The organism is Agromyces sp. NPDC004153, from assembly GCF_053603635.1.
The window spans coordinates 336,491-351,632 of sequence record NZ_JBSGFY010000001.1 but is presented as its reverse complement, the minus strand read 5'-3'; the positions used below and the strand labels follow the sequence as shown (position 1 = coordinate 351,632).

General features: G+C 72.4%; 13 protein-coding genes. 7 read left to right on the top strand and 6 right to left on the bottom strand.

Annotated features, from left to right (window positions below; translation table 11 throughout):
* Genes ACWEOH_RS01630 through ACWEOH_RS01615 form a run of 4 tightly spaced genes read right to left on the bottom strand, consistent with a single transcriptional unit; the run spans nt 1 to nt 4,248 of the window.
* On the bottom strand, nt 1-975 hold the full coding sequence (locus tag ACWEOH_RS01630) for an AAA family ATPase (protein WP_452027655.1): 975 nt from the start codon (nt 973-975) through the stop codon (nt 1-3).
* Complete coding sequence (locus ACWEOH_RS01625) at nt 972-2,270, bottom strand: DUF4350 domain-containing protein (protein ID WP_452027653.1); 1,299 nt, start codon at nt 2,268-2,270, stop codon at nt 972-974. The genes ACWEOH_RS01630 and ACWEOH_RS01625 overlap by 4 nt, the downstream gene beginning before the upstream one ends.
* Complete coding sequence (locus ACWEOH_RS01620) at nt 2,267-2,923, bottom strand: DUF4129 domain-containing protein (protein WP_452027651.1); 657 nt, start codon at nt 2,921-2,923, stop codon at nt 2,267-2,269. Before ACWEOH_RS01620 ends, ACWEOH_RS01625 begins: the two co-directional genes overlap by 4 nt.
* Nucleotides 2,914-4,248, bottom strand: a complete 1,335-nt coding sequence (locus ACWEOH_RS01615) for a hypothetical protein (protein WP_452027649.1) — start codon at nt 4,246-4,248, stop codon at nt 2,914-2,916. The genes ACWEOH_RS01620 and ACWEOH_RS01615 overlap by 10 nt, the downstream gene beginning before the upstream one ends.
* 171 nt (nt 4,249-4,419) lie before the next feature.
* On the opposite strand from ACWEOH_RS01615, the gene mtrA reads away from it, so the two are divergent.
* From mtrA to secA, 6 genes are all read left to right on the top strand, one after another.
* Nucleotides 4,420-5,100: an MtrAB system response regulator MtrA gene (gene mtrA, locus ACWEOH_RS01610; RefSeq protein WP_452027647.1), complete on the top strand. Its 681-nt coding sequence runs from the start codon at nt 4,420-4,422 to the stop codon at nt 5,098-5,100.
* 10 nt (nt 5,101-5,110) lie between these two features.
* Nucleotides 5,111-6,784, top strand: coding sequence for an MtrAB system histidine kinase MtrB (mtrB, locus tag ACWEOH_RS01605; RefSeq protein ID WP_452027646.1), 1,674 nt, complete (start codon nt 5,111-5,113; stop codon nt 6,782-6,784).
* The gene (locus ACWEOH_RS01600) at nt 6,777-8,450 is read left to right on the top strand and encodes a GerMN domain-containing protein (protein WP_452027644.1); all 1,674 of its coding nucleotides are present in this window, start codon (nt 6,777-6,779) and stop codon (nt 8,448-8,450) included. The genes mtrB and ACWEOH_RS01600 overlap by 8 nt, the downstream gene beginning before the upstream one ends.
* 107 nt (nt 8,451-8,557) lie before the next feature.
* Nucleotides 8,558-9,352, top strand: a complete 795-nt coding sequence (locus ACWEOH_RS01595) for a ComF family protein (protein ID WP_452027643.1) — start codon at nt 8,558-8,560, stop codon at nt 9,350-9,352.
* A gap of 23 nt (nt 9,353-9,375) precedes the next feature.
* A complete protein-coding gene (gene hpf, locus ACWEOH_RS01590) occupies nt 9,376-10,077 on the top strand; it encodes a ribosome hibernation-promoting factor, HPF/YfiA family (protein ID WP_452027641.1) in 702 nt (233 codons plus the stop codon).
* A 194-nt stretch (nt 10,078-10,271) separates the two neighbouring features.
* Nucleotides 10,272-13,064, top strand: coding sequence for a preprotein translocase subunit SecA (secA, locus tag ACWEOH_RS01585; protein WP_452027640.1), 2,793 nt, complete (start codon nt 10,272-10,274; stop codon nt 13,062-13,064).
* Nucleotides 13,065-13,150: 86 nt separating this feature from the next.
* Here the strand turns inward: secA and ACWEOH_RS01580 are convergent, their stop codons facing one another.
* A complete protein-coding gene (locus tag ACWEOH_RS01580) occupies nt 13,151-13,597 on the bottom strand; it encodes an Rv3235 family protein (protein ID WP_452027639.1) in 447 nt (148 codons plus the stop codon).
* Nucleotides 13,598-13,774: 177 nt separating this feature from the next.
* Between ACWEOH_RS01580 and ACWEOH_RS01575 the strand changes: the two genes are divergently transcribed.
* The gene (locus ACWEOH_RS01575; RefSeq protein ID WP_452027637.1) at nt 13,775-14,371 is read left to right on the top strand and encodes a hypothetical protein; all 597 of its coding nucleotides are present in this window, start codon (nt 13,775-13,777) and stop codon (nt 14,369-14,371) included.
* Here the strand turns inward: ACWEOH_RS01575 and ACWEOH_RS01570 are convergent.
* A complete protein-coding gene (locus tag ACWEOH_RS01570; protein ID WP_452027635.1) occupies nt 14,368-15,099 on the bottom strand; it encodes a VOC family protein in 732 nt (243 codons plus the stop codon). The two genes, ACWEOH_RS01575 and ACWEOH_RS01570, sit on opposite strands and share 4 nt — an antisense overlap.
* Between the last annotated feature and the right edge of the window lie 43 nt (nt 15,100-15,142).

The following is a 15,142-nucleotide window of genomic DNA, read 5'->3' as shown; positions in this document are numbered from 1 at the left end:
TCAGAGGGGAACCTGCACCTGCTGGACGATCGAGCGCAGCACGGCGTCGACGGCGACGCCCTCGAGCTCGGCCTCGGGCCGCAGCTGCACGCGGTGCCGCCACACGGGCAGGAGCATGGCCTGCACGTGGTCGGGCGTGAGCGAGTCGTAGCCCGTGAGCCACGCCCAGGCCTTCGACGCGGCGAGCAGGCCCGTGGTCGCGCGGGGGCTCACGCCGAGCCGCATCGACGGGCTCCGGCGCGTGGCGCGCGCGAGGTCGACCACGTACGCGAGCACGTCGTCGGAGACGCGCACGGATGCCGCGGCGGCGCGTGCCGCGGCGAGCTCCTCGGCCCCGAGCACGGGCGTGACGCCCGCCCCCGCGAGGTCGTGCGGGTCGAACCCGTCGGCGTGGCGGCGCAGCAGCGACACCTCGGCGTCGCGCTCGGGCACGTCGAGCACGAGCTTCAGCAGGAACCGGTCGAGCTGGGCCTCGGGCAGCGCGTAGGTGCCCTCGTACTCGATGGGGTTCTGGGTCGCCGCGACCATGAACGGGTCGGGCAGCGGCCGGGTCACGCCGTCGGCCGAGACCTGGCGCTCCTCCATGGCCTCGAGCAGGGCCGACTGCGTCTTCGGCGGCGTGCGGTTGATCTCGTCGGCGAGCAGGATGTTCGTGAACACCGGCCCCTCGCGGAACGCGAACTCGCCCGAGCGGGGGTCGTAGGCGAGCGACCCCGTCACGTCGCCCGGCATGAGGTCGGGCGTGAACTGCAGGCGGCGCGTGTCGAGCCGCAGGGTGCGGCTGATCGTGCGCACCAGCAGCGTCTTCGCCACGCCGGGCACACCCTCGAGCAGCACGTGGCCGCGCGTGAGCAGGGCGATGATGAGGCCCGTGACGGCGCCGTCCTGGCCCACGACGGCCTTGCCCACCTCGGTGCGCACGCGGTTCAGCGCGGCGCGCAGCTCCTGGTCGGTGGTCGCGATCGCGTCGGTCATGGTCGCCTTCCTGTCTGGTCCGGTCGGTCATAGGGGCGGGTGTCGGGGCCGGTCGGGTCGGGGCCGGTCGCGCCGGCCGGTGCCGGTCGCACGGAGTCCGCGACCTCGTGCTCGAGTCGGGCGAGCTCCACCGCGAGGTCCACGAGCTCGCGGTCGCCGGCGGGCTCGGTGCCCATGAGCAGCCGGGCGACGGATGCCGCGTCGCGCCCCGTCGCGACCGCAGCGGCATCCGCGACGGCGCGCGCGGGAGCCGACCGCGGCAACTTCAGCACCGCGGCGATGCGGCCGACCGCGCCGATCCGGAGCTGGTCGAGCGCGTGCCCGCGCGCGGAGCTGCGTGCGTAGAGCCGCGCCCGTCCCTCGCTCGTCTCGCCCGCGGGCACCTGCACGGGCAGCCGCTCGACGACGAGCGGCCCGAATCGGCGCCCCTGCCAGATGCCGGCCACGACGGTCACGACGACGGCGAGCACGAGCACGGGGCTCACCCAGCCGGGCGTCAGCTCCGCGAGCGTAGGAGCGGTTCCGGCGTCGGCGTCGGCCGGGCCGGGGAGGTACCAGGCGAGCTCCTCGGATGCCCCGAGCAGACCGATCGCGAGTGCGGCGTTGCCCGCCTCGTCGACGTGCTCGTTCTCGAACACGGTGGTCGCGGCGACGATCGTCGTTTCGGCGCCCGACGGACCCGGACCCGCGGCGACGGCGAACGCCTCGCCGTCGCGGAAGCATCCCTGCCACCCCTCGGCCGCGGCCTCGTCGTCGACCGTGACGAGTCGCTGCCCGTCGGACAGCTCGCCGGCCCGCTCGGCGGCGCGCACGTCGCAGGCCACGTCGTCGAGCGCGCCGCTTGCGACGCCGCCGAGCCGCACGCCGGGCGCGAGCGTGCGCAGGGCGTCGAACGCGGGCTCGACGACGACGAGCCGATCGGATGCCGCAGCGAGCTCGTCGAGTGCGTCGGCATCGAGGATGCCCAGCTCGTCGAAGAGCAGCACGGTGGCGCCGCCGCGCGCGAGGTCGGTCGCGGCGTCGAGCGAGGAGGCCTCGGTGACCGCGACACCCTGCTGACGCAGGACCTCGACGAGGGCCTTCGACCCGGCGGGGGCCGCGTTGGCCGGACCGAGCAGGGGACCGGGCGCACGGAACCCGCCCTGGATGACGAGGAGCGCGATCGCGCCCACCACGAGCACGATGGCGATGACGATCCAGGGACGCCGGCGCCGCAGCTGCTCGCGGACGGTCGGCGTGAGCGCCTCGGCCGTCGCCGGCCCGTCGATGCGAGCGCCGGGCGCGGTGATGGTCATGCCCCGGCTCCCACCGGCTCGGCGTGCTCGGGCACCGTCGCCTCCACGGCGAGGTCGAGCCCGACGATCGCCTCGTAGCGCTCACGCGACCCCGCACGGCCCAGGTACCGCACCGCGTCGAAGTCGGCGGCGGCCGTTCGCAGCGCCTCGGCGTGTGCGGGCAGCGGGCGGCTCGCGGCATCCGCGAAGCCGTGGGCGGTGGTGCCGGGATGCACGCGCACGAGGTCGCGGTCGACGACGCCCCGCACGATCGCGCGGAACCGCTCCTCGATCGCGAGCGCCCAGTGCTCCTGCGCCGCGGCCGCCTCCGCCGCGCGGCGCAGCGTCGGCAGGTCGCGCCGGTCGTGGTCGTCGAACAGCGGCGCGACCGCTCGCCTGCGCCGGCGCAGGCGGGGCAGGCCGAACACGAGCAGCCCGACGACGAGCAGCACCGCCACGACGAGCACGGCGAGCAGCGCGAGCAGCGGGCCCGGAACGCCCGTGGCGCCCTCGAACAGGCTCGCGATCCAGTCGCGGATCGCCTGCATCGCGAGGTCGAACGGCGTCGGCTCGGCACTCGCGTACTCGGGCTTCGAGAGCTCGTCGACGACCCAGCGTCGCGCCTCGGGCGCGTCGGGATCGAGCGGGATCTCGAGACGGGGGTTCAGGACCACGACGCCGGCTGCTCGCTTCCGGCCGTCGGGGCCGCGGCGGCGGGTGCACGGTACGGGTCGTCGCTCGGCTCCCCGGCCTCGCGGCCCTCGACGAAGCGCTGCAGCTCGAGGTCGAGGCCCTCCTTGCGCATGCGGAGGTCGATGTAGACGACCGCGACGAGCGCCGCCTGCACGACCGCCGTGATCGCGCCGATGAGCAGCGAGAGCACGGTGGTGACCACCGTCGTGATGATCGTGATCGTGAGGTAGGTGCCGGTCGCGTTGGGATCGATGACGATCCCGAGGAGTGTGCCGACGATCGAGACCGGCTGCACCACGACCTGCGCCGCGAAGTTGAGGATCACCGCGACGAGCAGGAGGACGCCGAACGTGCGCCAGAAGAAGCCGTCGGTGAGGCGCCACGAGCGCGCGACCGCCTGGCGGATGCCCGCCTGCTCGAGCACGATGACGCTCGGCACGAGCGCGAGCTTGACGCCGACCCACGCGCCGACGACGACCAGGCCGAGGCCGAGCACCACGGCGATGACGATGCCCACGACGAGGCCCGTCGTCGAGACGGATGCCGCGAGCACCACGACGAGCACCAGGAACGCGACGGCGACGACGAGCGCGAGGGCGATGAGCAGCGTCCAGCCGATGAGGGGGCCGATCCGCCTCGCGGCGCGCTTCCAGAGCGCGCCGAAGCCGAGCCGATCGCCGACCGTGCCGGTCGCGACGTCGACCACCATGACGCCCTGGAGGAACGCGCTCGCCACGAGCGAGATCCCGACCGGCACGAGGAAGAGCAGGAGCAGCGCACCGATCGCGCCCGACATGATCGCATCGACGTCGGCCGTCGTCGCGCCCTCGACCCGGGAGAACGTGAAGACGAGGAACGGGACGAACACCGCGGCCGTCGCCACGACGGACACGAGCTGCACGATGAGGCCGCTGCCGAAGGTGGGCGCCGGATTGCGCCGGAGCGTGCGGAACGGCGCCCACAGCAGCGTGCCGAACCCGAGCGGCCGGAGCGGGAGCAGGCCCGGCTTCGGTGGCGGGGTCCACCCGCCTGCGGCCGTGGCCGGGTACGTGCCGGGCGCGGCATACGACGGCTGCCCGTACACGGGCTGGCCGTATGCGGGCGGCGGATACGCGGGCTGCCCGTACGGCGGCGGCGCGGCCGGCGGTGCCGCACCGGGCCCGGGAGGCGCCACGGGCGGCACGGATCCGCCGTCGGGCGCGGTGCCCGCGGCATCCGATTCGTTCGAGCGCGGCGCCGGTGCGCCTGGTGCCTGCCAGTCGTGATCGGACACCTGCATGCGCTCCTTCCGGCGGGGTGTCCCCATGCTCGCATACTTCCCGTCGGCGAGGGCCGTCGTCAGGCGCCGGAACGAGCTTCGACGCGGGTTCGGCGCGCAGGCGACGTCCAGCGCGCTTCCGGGCGACGCACGGCTGGGAACGGATACAGTGGAGCCACCAGCGGCCCGCCCTCGCGGGCCCAGACGGAGACCGGACGGATGACCCCACGCGTACTCGTCGTCGACGACGACACGGCCCTCGCGGAGATGATCGGCATCGTCCTGCGCACGGAGGGCTTCGAACCGGTGTTCTGCGCCGACGGCTCCGGCGCGCTCACCGCGTTCCGCGAGTCGAAGCCCGATCTCGTGCTGCTCGACCTCATGCTGCCCGGCATCGACGGCATCGAGGTCTGCGGCCGCATCCGCGCGGAGTCTGGTACGCCCATCATCATGTTGACGGCGAAGTCCGACACGGCCGACGTCGTGAAGGGCCTGGAGTCCGGCGCCGACGACTACATGGTGAAGCCGTTCAACCCCAAGGAGCTCGTCGCACGCATCCGCACGCGCCTGCGGCCGGCGCCCGAGCCGGTCGTCGAGACGCTCGCCGTCGGCGACCTCACGATCGACGCGGCCGGGCACGAGGTGCGCCGCGGCGACGAGCGCATCAACCTCACCCCGCTCGAGTTCGACCTCCTCCTCACGCTCGCCTCGAAGCCGCAGCAGGTGTTCACGCGCGAGATGCTGCTCGAGCAGGTCTGGGGCTACCACTACAAGGCCGACACCCGGCTCGTGAACGTGCACGTGCAGCGACTCCGCGCGAAGGTCGAGCACGACCCCGACAACCCGCGCATCGTCATGACCGTGCGCGGCGTCGGCTACCGAGCCGGCGCGACGACCTAGGCCGGTCCCGATGTCGGCGGCCGAGACCTCCAAGCTCCCCGCCGCGGGTCCGTGGCGGGAGGTGCCGCGTCGCCTCTCGGTGCTGTGGCGGCGCTCGCTGCAGTTCCGCACGGTCATCATCACGCTGGGCCTGTCGGGCCTTGCGATCCTCGTGATCGGCCTCTACATCTCGTTCAGCGTCGCGTCGAACCTGTTCCAGGCCCAGCGCGAGAGCGTGCTCGAGGCGTCGAACAACGCCACGGCCGCGGCGCAGAGCATCCTCGACTCGTCGGATGCCAACGACCGCGCGTCGCTGCAGTCGCTCATGGGCTCGGCGGTCTCGACGATCACGAGCATCTCGGGGAGCTCCGACTACGCGATCTTCCGTGCGCCGGGGCAGCCCGCGAACTCCAGCGCACCGCCCGACCAGCTCAGTCGCGGGCTCGGCGGCGTCATCACCCCCGAGCTGCGGGCGCAGGTGCAGGAGAACCCCGGCGGGCAGTACTGGCAGTCGGTCGCGCTCACCAACGCCGACGGCGGCACCGACCCCGGCATCGTCGTGGGCAGCACGCTGGACGTGCCCGCGGCCGGCCGCTACGAGCTGTACCTCGGGTACAGCCTCGCCGAGGCCGAGGAGACCCTCGCCTTCATGCAGGTCACCGGGATCGTCGGTGCGGCCGCCCTGCTCGCCCTGCTCAGCGCGATCACGCTCGTCGTCGTGCGCGGCGTCATCGAGCCGATCCGAGAGACCGCCGCGACCAGCCGCCGGCTCGCGGCCGGCGACCTCGGCGTGCGCATGCCCGAGCGCGGCGAGGACGAGTTGGCGACGCTCGCCGCCTCCTTCAACGGCATGGCCGACAGCCTGCAGGCGCGCATCCGCGAGCTCGCCGAGCTCTCGGTCATGCAGCAGCGCTTCGTGTCCGACGTATCGCACGAGCTGCGCACCCCCCTCACGACGATCCGCCTCGCTGGCGACGTGCTCTACGGTCAGCGCGAGGACTTCCCCGGGCCGACCTCGCGCACCGTCGAGCTCCTGCACACCCAGACCGACCGGTTCGAGCGGCTGCTCGCCGACCTGCTCGAGATCAGCCGCTACGACGCCGGCAGCGTGACGCTCGCAACCGAGCCGACGAACCTGGTGCACCTCGCGGGCGACGCGATCGAGTCGATGCACGAGCTCGCGTTCGAGCACGGCAGCGAGCTGCGACTCGTCGCGCCCGGCGGCCACCTCGACGCCGACGTCGATCCGCGCCGCATCAAGCGCATCGTGCGCAACCTCATCGGCAACGCCATCGAGCACGGGGAGGGCCGACCCATCGTCGTCGCGGTCGACAGCAACGAGACGGCCATCGCGCTCTCGGTGCGCGACTACGGGATGGGGATGAGCGAGGAGGAGACGGCCCGCGTCTTCGACCGGTTCTGGCGCGCCGACCCGAGTCGCACCCGCACGATCGGCGGCACCGGCCTCGGGCTCGCGATCTCGCTCGAGGACGCCGTCGCCCACGGCGGCACCCTCGACGTCTGGTCGAAGCCCCGACAGGGCACGGTGTTCCGGCTCACCCTGCCGCGCACGCCGGAAGCCGCGGCGGTCGTCTCCCCGCTGCCGCTCGAGCCCGACGACCCGTCCGCCGACGCGCCGCCGCCCACCGGAGCGACGGGTGCGATCGAGGCGGAGCTCGCCGAGCGGGAGGTGCACGATGCGTAGGCGGTTCGCCGCGGCATCCGTCGCCCTCGTCGCCCTGCTGCTCGCGGGGTGCGCGTCGATCCCGAGCTCCGGCCCGGTGCAGGCGGGGGACCCGCAGCCGGCCGATGCCGCGAACGACGTCGACATCCTCGTGCCCGGACCGGCGGACGGCGCGACCCAGTCGGAGATCCTCGAGGGGTTCATCACCGCCGCGCTGAGCCCGCGCAACAACTACCAGGTGGCGCGCGAGTTCCTCACCGCGGAGTTCGCCGACGAGTGGCAGGCCGACGCCGGGGCGACCATCGACGTGCTCGCCGATCGGGAGCTCGTCGCGGTGAACGAGACCATGATGCGCGTCGACGCGACACCGGCCGCGGCGCTGCTCGAGAACGGGCAGTACGAGGAGCCCGACGTGCGCACGCCGATCCCGCTCGATTACCGGTTCGAGCAGGTCGACGGGGAATGGCGCATCTCCAGCGCGCCCACGGGGATCCTCATCGACCAGATCGGGTTCACGCAGGTGTTCCGCGAGTACCCCCTCTACTTCCTCGACCCGACGTTCGAGTACTTCGTCCCCGACGTGCGCTGGTTCTCGGGGCCCGAGTCCGCGCAGACGAGCATCGTGCAGGCGATCCTCGCCGGGCCGGCCGAGTGGCTCGCGCCCGGCGTGGTGTCGGCCTTCCCCGAGGGGGTCGAGCTCGACCCGGCCGCAGTGCCCGTATCGGGCGGCGTCGCGAGCGTCTCGCTCGTCGGAGCGGCGTTCGAGGACCTGTCGACCGTGCAGCGCATGCAGGCGCAGCTCGACGCGAGCCTCGTCGGCGTGCGCAACATCGACTCGGTCGCCCTCACGCTGAACGGCGTGGATCCCGCCGCGCCGCCGCTGACGCCCGAGCCCGTGCGGAACCCCCGCGTCGATCCGCGCAGCGTCGTCTACGACGGCGAGACGTTCGGGTTCCTCGCGACCTCGGGCGAGGGGATCGACCCCATCGCGGGCCTCTCCGACACGGTCGCGACGCTGGCGCCCACCGGCGCATCGCTCGGGCTTGACGCCGAGGCGGTCGCCGTGCGCAACGCGAACGGCGTCTGGGTCGTCCGCTCCGACGAGGAGGCCCTGTTCCTCGACCCGCGCGAGGGGCTCGTCACGCCCGCGATCGACGGGCAGGGCGTCGTGTGGTCGGTCCCCGCGAACCTGCCCGACCAGCTCGTGTGGTTCGCCCCCGACGGCAGCTCCGAGCAGGTCCCCGTGCCGTGGTCGGGCTCCACGATCGCCGCGATCGAGGTCTCCCGCGACTCGACGCGCATGGCGGCGCTGCTCTCCGACGGCGGGCGGACGCACTTCGTCGTCGCCTCGATCGAGCGGGCCGGCGATGGCCGGCCGGTCGGCCTCGGACCGACGGTGCTCGACCTCGTCGACGTGCCCGGCACAGCGCTCGACGTGGCGTGGCTCGACTCGCGGAGCGTCGCGTCGATCACCGGGATCGACGGGGGCGCGACGCGCATCGTCACGCAGGAGCTCGGCGGCTTCGCCCGAGACCGCGACGGACCCGCGAGCGGCGTGCTCATCGACGGCGGCAACAACGACCTGCGGGTGCTGACGGCCGCCGGCGACCTCGACGTGGCGAGCGGCGTGGGCTGGCAGGTCCGAGCGGGCGGCATCCGGTTCATCGCGTCGCAGCAGCCCGGCTGACGCATGGCGCCGGCGACCCGTCCTCCCCATCGGCGGGACGCCGGGCGGTCGGATGCCGCGAGGTCCGGTGCTGCCGCGCGGCCCGACCACGCCGGCGACACTGGGGCATGCCCTGGGATGCCGCGCCCGACCACGTCCTCGCCGGCGACGCCCGGTCCCCGTTCGCGACGATCCGCCGTTCGACGCTCGACGCGCTCGCCCTGCTCGTGCCGGTCGCGTGCGCGGGATGCGGGGAGCCCGACCGCTCGGTGTGCGCAGCGTGCGTCGCCGCCCTGCGCCCGGCACCGCGTCTCGTGCACCGCGACGCCGTCTCGGCCTGGGCGGCCGTCGACTACGCGGGGGTCGCCGCCCGCGTGATCGGCGCGTACAAGGACGGGGCGCGAACGGATGCCGCGGCGCCGCTCGCCGCCGCCCTCGCCGCGTCGATCGGGGCCGCGCTCGACGGCCTGCCCGCCGGCTCGATCGAGGTCTGCACCGTGCCGTCGACCGGGGCCGCGATGCGGCGGCGCGGGTACGCGCCCGTGGAGGCGCTGCTCGCCCGCCGCGGCATCCGATCATCGCGCGTGCTGCGGCCCGCCCGCGCCCGTGACGACCAGGCCGGGCTCGGCGCGGACGCTCGCCGGCTCAACGCCGACGGCGCCCTTGCCGCCCGCGCCGACCTGCGCGGGCGGCGCTTCCTGCTCGTCGACGACATCCTCACGACGGGTTCGACGCTCGCCGAGGCGGCCCGCGCGGTGACCGCCGCAGGAGGATCCGTGGCGGCCGCGGCGGTGCTCGCGCAGACCCCGCTGCGTCGTGCGGGACGCTTGGCCGCTTCTCAGGAGACACCCCGTGACATCCCGAGCGCGGCAGACTACGGTGGCAGGACAGGCGTGGTCGATCCACCCTTCAGATCCGGGTGACACGCCGGTGGATGGAGGTCGTCATGGAACTGAACATCGTTGGACGAAACCTGGGAATCACCGATCGCTTCCGCTCATATGCAGCGGAGAAGGCCGAGAAGGTGACCCATCTCGCCGAACGGGCGATCTCCCTCGACGTCAAGCTGAGTCGTCACAACGAGAAGAACGGCAACACCGGGCTCGACCGCGTCGAGCTCACCCTGGTCGGCAAGGGGCCCGTCGTGCGGGCGGAAGCCGACGGTTCCGACAAGTACGCCGCGTTCGACGTCGCCCTCGGCCGACTGCTCGAACGCATCCGCCGCGCGAAGGACCGCCGCAAGGTCCACCGCGGCCAGCGCCGGCCCACGTCGCTCCGCGAGGCGACCGACATCGGCTTCGCCGAGGTCGGGGTGCAGGCTGCAGCGCCCGAGGTGCTCGAACAGGTGCGCACGGGCAGCATTCCGGTCGTCGAGGAACAGCCCCAGGCGACCGAGGAGGACGACGTCTACTGCCCGGTGGTCATCCGCCGCAAGGTCTTCGCGTCCACTCCCATGACCGTCGACGACGCGCTCTACTTCATGGAGCTCGTCGGCCACGACTTCTACCTCTTCGTCGACTCCGAGTCGGGCCGGCCCAGCGTCGTCTACCGCCGCAAGGGCTGGGACTACGGCCTGATCGGCCTCGATGACCGAGCGGATGCCTCGTCCGACGCATCCGTCGACGAGTACGAGCGCGCCACGGCCTGACACCGGGCGCCGTCGCGGGCCGGACGCGAGCCGAGGGCTCGCCTCCGGCCCGCTCTCCATGCAGCGGGCTCCCCGTCGGCACCCAGCCTGCAGCCCGCTAGCATGGCTATGATGACCGTCTGCACGGCGGTGACGGGCGTGCCCTGCGGTTCCGAACGAGGAACACGACGCCCGACGATTACAGGAGACAATTCGTGGCTTCGATTCTGGAAAGGGTCCTTCGCGTCGGCGAGGGCCGCACCCTCCGACGACTCGAGAACTACGCGGCGGCGATCAACGCACTCGAAGACGACTTCGCGGCCCTCAGCGACGAGGAGCTGAAGCACGAGACGGTCGAGCTCCGCGAGCGCTACGGCAACGGCGAGTCCCTCGACGACCTGCTGCCCGAGGCGTTCGCGGCGGTCCGCGAGGCGAGCCGTCGCACGCTCGGCCTGCGTCACTTCGACGTCCAGCTCATGGGCGGAGCGGCGCTGCACCTCGGCAACATCGCCGAGATGAAGACCGGTGAAGGCAAGACCCTGGTCGCCACCACCGCGGCCTACCTCAACGCGCTGACCAGCCGCGGCGTGCACGTCGTCACGGTCAACGACTTCCTCGCGAGCTACCAGTCCGAGCTCATGGGCCGCGTGTTCCGCGCGCTCGGCATGACCACCGGATGCATCGTGGCGGGCCAGACGCCCGCCGTGCGCCGCGAGCAGTACGCGGCCGACATCACGTACGGCACGAACAACGAGTTCGGCTTCGACTACCTGCGCGACAACATGGCGTGGCAGGCGGCCGACATGGTCCAGCGTGGCCACCACTTCGCCATCGTCGACGAGGTCGACTCGATCCTCATCGACGAGGCCCGCACCCCGCTCATCATCTCGGGCCCCGCGTCGGGCGAGGCCAACCGCTGGTTCACCGAGTTCGCGCGCCTCGCGCAGCGCCTCGTGTCCGGCGAGGACTACGAGGTCGACGAGAAGAAGCGCACCGTCGGCGTCCTCGAGCCCGGCATCGAGAAGGTCGAGGACTACCTCGGCATCGAGAACCTCTACGAGTCGGCGAACACCCCGCTCATCTCCTTCCTCAATAACTCGATCAAGGCGAAGGCGCTCTTCAAGCGCGACAAGGACTACGTCGTGATGAACGGCGAGGTGCTCATCGTCGACGAGCACACCGGCCGCATCCTCGTGGGCCGCCGCTACAACGAGGGCATCCACCAGGCGATCGAGGCGAAGGAGGGCGTGCAGGTCAAGGCCGAGAACCAGACCCTCGCCACCGTCACGCTGCAGAACTACTTCCGCCTCTACGAGAAGCTCTCGGGCATGACCGGCACCGCCGAGACCGAGGCGGCCGAGTTCATGTCGACCTACAAGCTCGGCGTGGTCCCGATCCCCACCAACAAGCCGATGGTGCGCATGGACCAGCCCGACCTCGTCTACAAGAACGAGGAGGCCAAGTTCGCGCAGGTCGTCGAGGACATCGTCGGCCGGCACCAGAAGGGCCAGCCCGTGCTCGTCGGCACGACGAGCGTCGAGAAGAGCGAGTACCTCTCGCGGCTCCTCGCCAAGAAGGGCGTGCGCCACGAGGTGCTCAACGCGAAGAACCACGCGCGCGAGGCGGCGATCGTGGCCCAGGCCGGCCGACTCGGCGCGGTCACGGTGGCCACCAACATGGCCGGGCGTGGCACCGACATCATGCTCGGCGGCAACGCGGAGTTCATGGCCGTGCAGCAGATGCACGAGCGCGGCCTCAGCCCGGTCGACACGCCCGACGAGTACGAGGCGGCCTGGGACGGCGTCTTCGACGGCGTCAAGTCCGAAGTCGCGAAGGAGGCCGACAAGGTCATCGGCGCGGGCGGGCTGTACGTCCTCGGCACCGAGCGCCACGAGTCGCGCCGCATCGACAACCAGCTGCGCGGTCGCTCCGGTCGTCAGGGCGACCCGGGCGAGAGCCGGTTCTACCTGTCGCTGACCGACGACCTCATGCGCCTGTTCAACGCCGGCGCCGCGGAGAGCCTGATGTCGCGCGGCGTGCCCGACGACGTGGCGATCGAGTCGAAGGTCGTCACCCGCGCCATCCGCTCGGCCCAGTCGCAGGTCGAGGCGCGCAACGCCGAGATCCGCAAGAACGTGCTGAAGTACGACGACGTCCTCAACCGCCAGCGCGAGGCGATCTACTCCGACCGCCGCCACATCCTCGAGGGCGACGACCTGCACGAGCGCACGCAGAACTTCCTCGAGAACGTCATCGACGAGGTGCTCGACCAGCACACCGCCGACGGCAACCCCGACGAGTGGGACTTCGACGCGCTCTGGACCGAGCTGAAGACGCTCTACCCGATCGGCATCACGATCGACGAGGTCGTCGCCGAGGCGGGGGAGAAGGGCCGGATCAACCGCGAGTTCATCCGCCGCGAGATCATCTCCGACGCCAAGCACGCCTACCAGCGCCGCGAGCAGCAGCTCGGCAGCCCCGCGATGCGCGAGCTCGAGCGCCGCGTGGTGCTCTCGGTGATCGACCGCCGTTGGCGCGACCACCTCTACGAGATGGACTACCTGAAGGACGGCATCGGCCTGCGCGCCATGGCCCAGCGCGACCCGCTCGTGGAGTACCAGCGCGAGGGCTACGCGATGTTCCAGCAGATGATGGGCTCCATCCGCGAGGAGACGGTCGGCTTCCTCTTCAACCTCGAGGTCGAGGTCGCCGCCCAGGGCGCGACCGGAGCGACGATCGAGGCGAAGGGCCTCGGCCGCCAGGGTGCCTCCGACGACAAGCTGAGCTACTCCGCGCCGAGCGACTCGGGCGGCGTCGAGGTGCGCAACCAGCGTGGGCAGGTGCAGCAGGCGGCGACGCAGCGCGCCCGTCGTGCGGTCGCGCAGCAGCAGGCGCCGCAGCAGGTCGAGGCCGCCCGGGGTGCGTTCGGCCAGCGCACTGAGGGTGACGGCCAGCCTGCCCCGCAGAACCGCGCCGAGCGACGCGCCCAGGAGCGCAAGGGCCGCTGAGCCCGAAACGGATGCGCCGCGCCCGATGTGGGGCGCGGCGCATCCGTCGTCGTACCGGGAAGGGACCCGGCGTGCGACGTGGACCGCTACAGCACGCTGATGGCGCTCGCACGCCAGCGCTGGTCGAGGCCCTCGAGTCGGATGGCGACCGCGCGGGAGCGAGCCCGCTGGTGGACCATCACGACGGCCTCGACCACGCCGTCGACCGGTTCGCAGGTGCGCACCCGTCCGACCGTGAATGCCGGGCGCTGCGGCGCCTGCCCCTTCACGCGTCGGGCGCGCGCGGCGAGCACCACGCGCTTCGACAGGTTGCGGTAGACGTCGTCGGTCACCCAGCGCGCGAGCTGGTCGAGGTCGCGTGCCCCGGCGAGCACCTCGATGACGCAGTGCGTGAGATTCCGGAGCAGCTGCTCTGGATCGGGGAGGTCGCTGCGGCGAGCGGGCTGACGTCCGAAGTACTCGTCGTCATCGTCGAGGAACTGGCGGGCAGAACCTCGCGCCGGGGCGTGGCCGGCGGCAGGGCGTGCGGTCATCTCGGCTCCATGAGGGGGTGGCCACGGCCTCTCGACCGGCGGCAGGATCACCCCCGATCGGGGGTGTTCGAGGGATCCTTGACTGAACCGTATTGAGCGGCCCCGAGGCGTGTCAAGGAAATTCCCGGACTGTGGAGAACCGAGGGGTGCGCGGGTCCTGCGGGGTAACGTTCGTGCATGCGCTGGGACCTGCTGTTCGACGATCTCGAGTCCCAGCTCGACCAGGAGCAGCGCGACGAGGAGCGGGCGCTGGCGCTCGAGGAGGAACGCCTGCGGCTCGCGCGCCTGACGCTCCGCGACCGGCTGACCGCCCTCTCGCGCGCTGGCGACGGCGGGCCGATCGCGGTCCGAGTGGAGCTCGTGGGCGGAACGGAGCTCCAGGTCCGACCGCTCGCGTTCGGCCGCGACTGGATGAGCGCGACCATCGCCGAGGCCGGCCGCGGCCCCGGGCAGTGCCTCGTCCCCTTGGGCGCGATCGCCGCGGTGCTCCCGTCGCGCTCGCGGGTCGGGTCGAGCGTGGAGCCCGGAACGGAAGGGTCGAGCCGACTGTCCGAGCGCATCGGGCTCCCGTTCGTACTGCGTGACCTGTGCCGTCGTCGCACGCCGATCCAGCTCACGACCAATGACGGCCGCGTGCATGGCACGATCGATCGCGTCGCGCGGGATCACCTCGACCTCGCGGTGCACGAACCTGGAACCGCACGACGGGACCGCGACGTCCGCGGCATCCGCATCGTGCCGATCGGCCGGATCGTGCTCGTCGCGTTCGACTAGGGCGTGTCACCCGGGTCGGCGGATCGATCCTTCGCCGCGGACACGTCGACGCAGACGACTCCCGTGTTGCCGTCCGGGTCGGCGATCACGGTGAGCCCGGGCGCGTCGCTGTCGTCGACCACGGTCCCGCCCGCGGCGACGGCGTCGGCGATCCGTTGCTCGGCCACCTCGGGCGCCACGTAGACCTCGACGTGGAATCGCCGACCCGGGGCCCCGGGCTCATCGGCGTCCCCGAACCACAGGTTCGGCACCCGTCCGGTGGCGTCGCGGATCTCGTCGCTGGGGGACCCTCGGCCCTGGGATGCGGCGCTCCCGGTCAGCAGGGCGGCCCACACCGGGGCGACGGTCGCGGAGCGGGTCGTGTCGAGCCCGAGCTCGATCTCGCTGACCGAGGCCGGGTCGGCGGTGACCTGGTGGTCCGCGGCGATCTCGGTGATCCGCCGCGCGAGGTCGACGTCCTGCTGGGTCACCCATTCGACGACGTGTTCGGTGCCCGCGTCGTCGCGGTAGACGGCATCGTCGCTGACCAACTCGAGGTCGACGTAGCCCGTGCCGATCGACACGCGCGGATGGTGGCCGAGCGCGTCGCCCGCCTCACCCACCGCGACGACGAACCGTGCGCCGGTGCCGAAGTCGTCGACCACGTACCGGGCATGCAGTCCCTGGGCCAGCTTGCGCCATTCGGTCAGGTCGGCCGCGGCGATCTGCTCGCCCCTCAGCATGTCCATAGTCGGGGAGGTTATCGCGAATCCGGCCGCAACGGCATCATCG

Bases quoted from the DNA above. Each gene is read 5' to 3' on its own strand.
- ACWEOH_RS01630 (WP_452027655.1), bottom strand. From the start codon at position 975: ATGACCGACGCGATCGCGACCACCGACCAGGAGCTGCGCGCCGCGCTG.
- ACWEOH_RS01625 (WP_452027653.1), bottom strand. From the start codon at position 2,270: ATGACCATCACCGCGCCCGGCGCTCGCATCGACGGGCCGGCGACGGCC.
- ACWEOH_RS01615 (WP_452027649.1), bottom strand. From the start codon at position 4,248: ATGGGGACACCCCGCCGGAAGGAGCGCATGCAGGTGTCCGATCACGAC.
- mtrA (WP_452027647.1), top strand. From the start codon at position 4,420: ATGACCCCACGCGTACTCGTCGTCGACGACGACACGGCCCTCGCGGAG.
- mtrB (WP_452027646.1), top strand. From the start codon at position 5,111: ATGTCGGCGGCCGAGACCTCCAAGCTCCCCGCCGCGGGTCCGTGGCGG.
- ACWEOH_RS01600 (WP_452027644.1), top strand. From the start codon at position 6,777: ATGCGTAGGCGGTTCGCCGCGGCATCCGTCGCCCTCGTCGCCCTGCTG.
- ACWEOH_RS01595 (WP_452027643.1), top strand. From the start codon at position 8,558: ATGCCCTGGGATGCCGCGCCCGACCACGTCCTCGCCGGCGACGCCCGG.
- hpf (WP_452027641.1), top strand. From the start codon at position 9,376: ATGGAACTGAACATCGTTGGACGAAACCTGGGAATCACCGATCGCTTC.
- ACWEOH_RS01580 (WP_452027639.1), bottom strand. From the start codon at position 13,597: ATGACCGCACGCCCTGCCGCCGGCCACGCCCCGGCGCGAGGTTCTGCC.
- ACWEOH_RS01575 (WP_452027637.1), top strand. From the start codon at position 13,775: ATGCGCTGGGACCTGCTGTTCGACGATCTCGAGTCCCAGCTCGACCAG.
- ACWEOH_RS01570 (WP_452027635.1), bottom strand. From the start codon at position 15,099: ATGGACATGCTGAGGGGCGAGCAGATCGCCGCGGCCGACCTGACCGAA.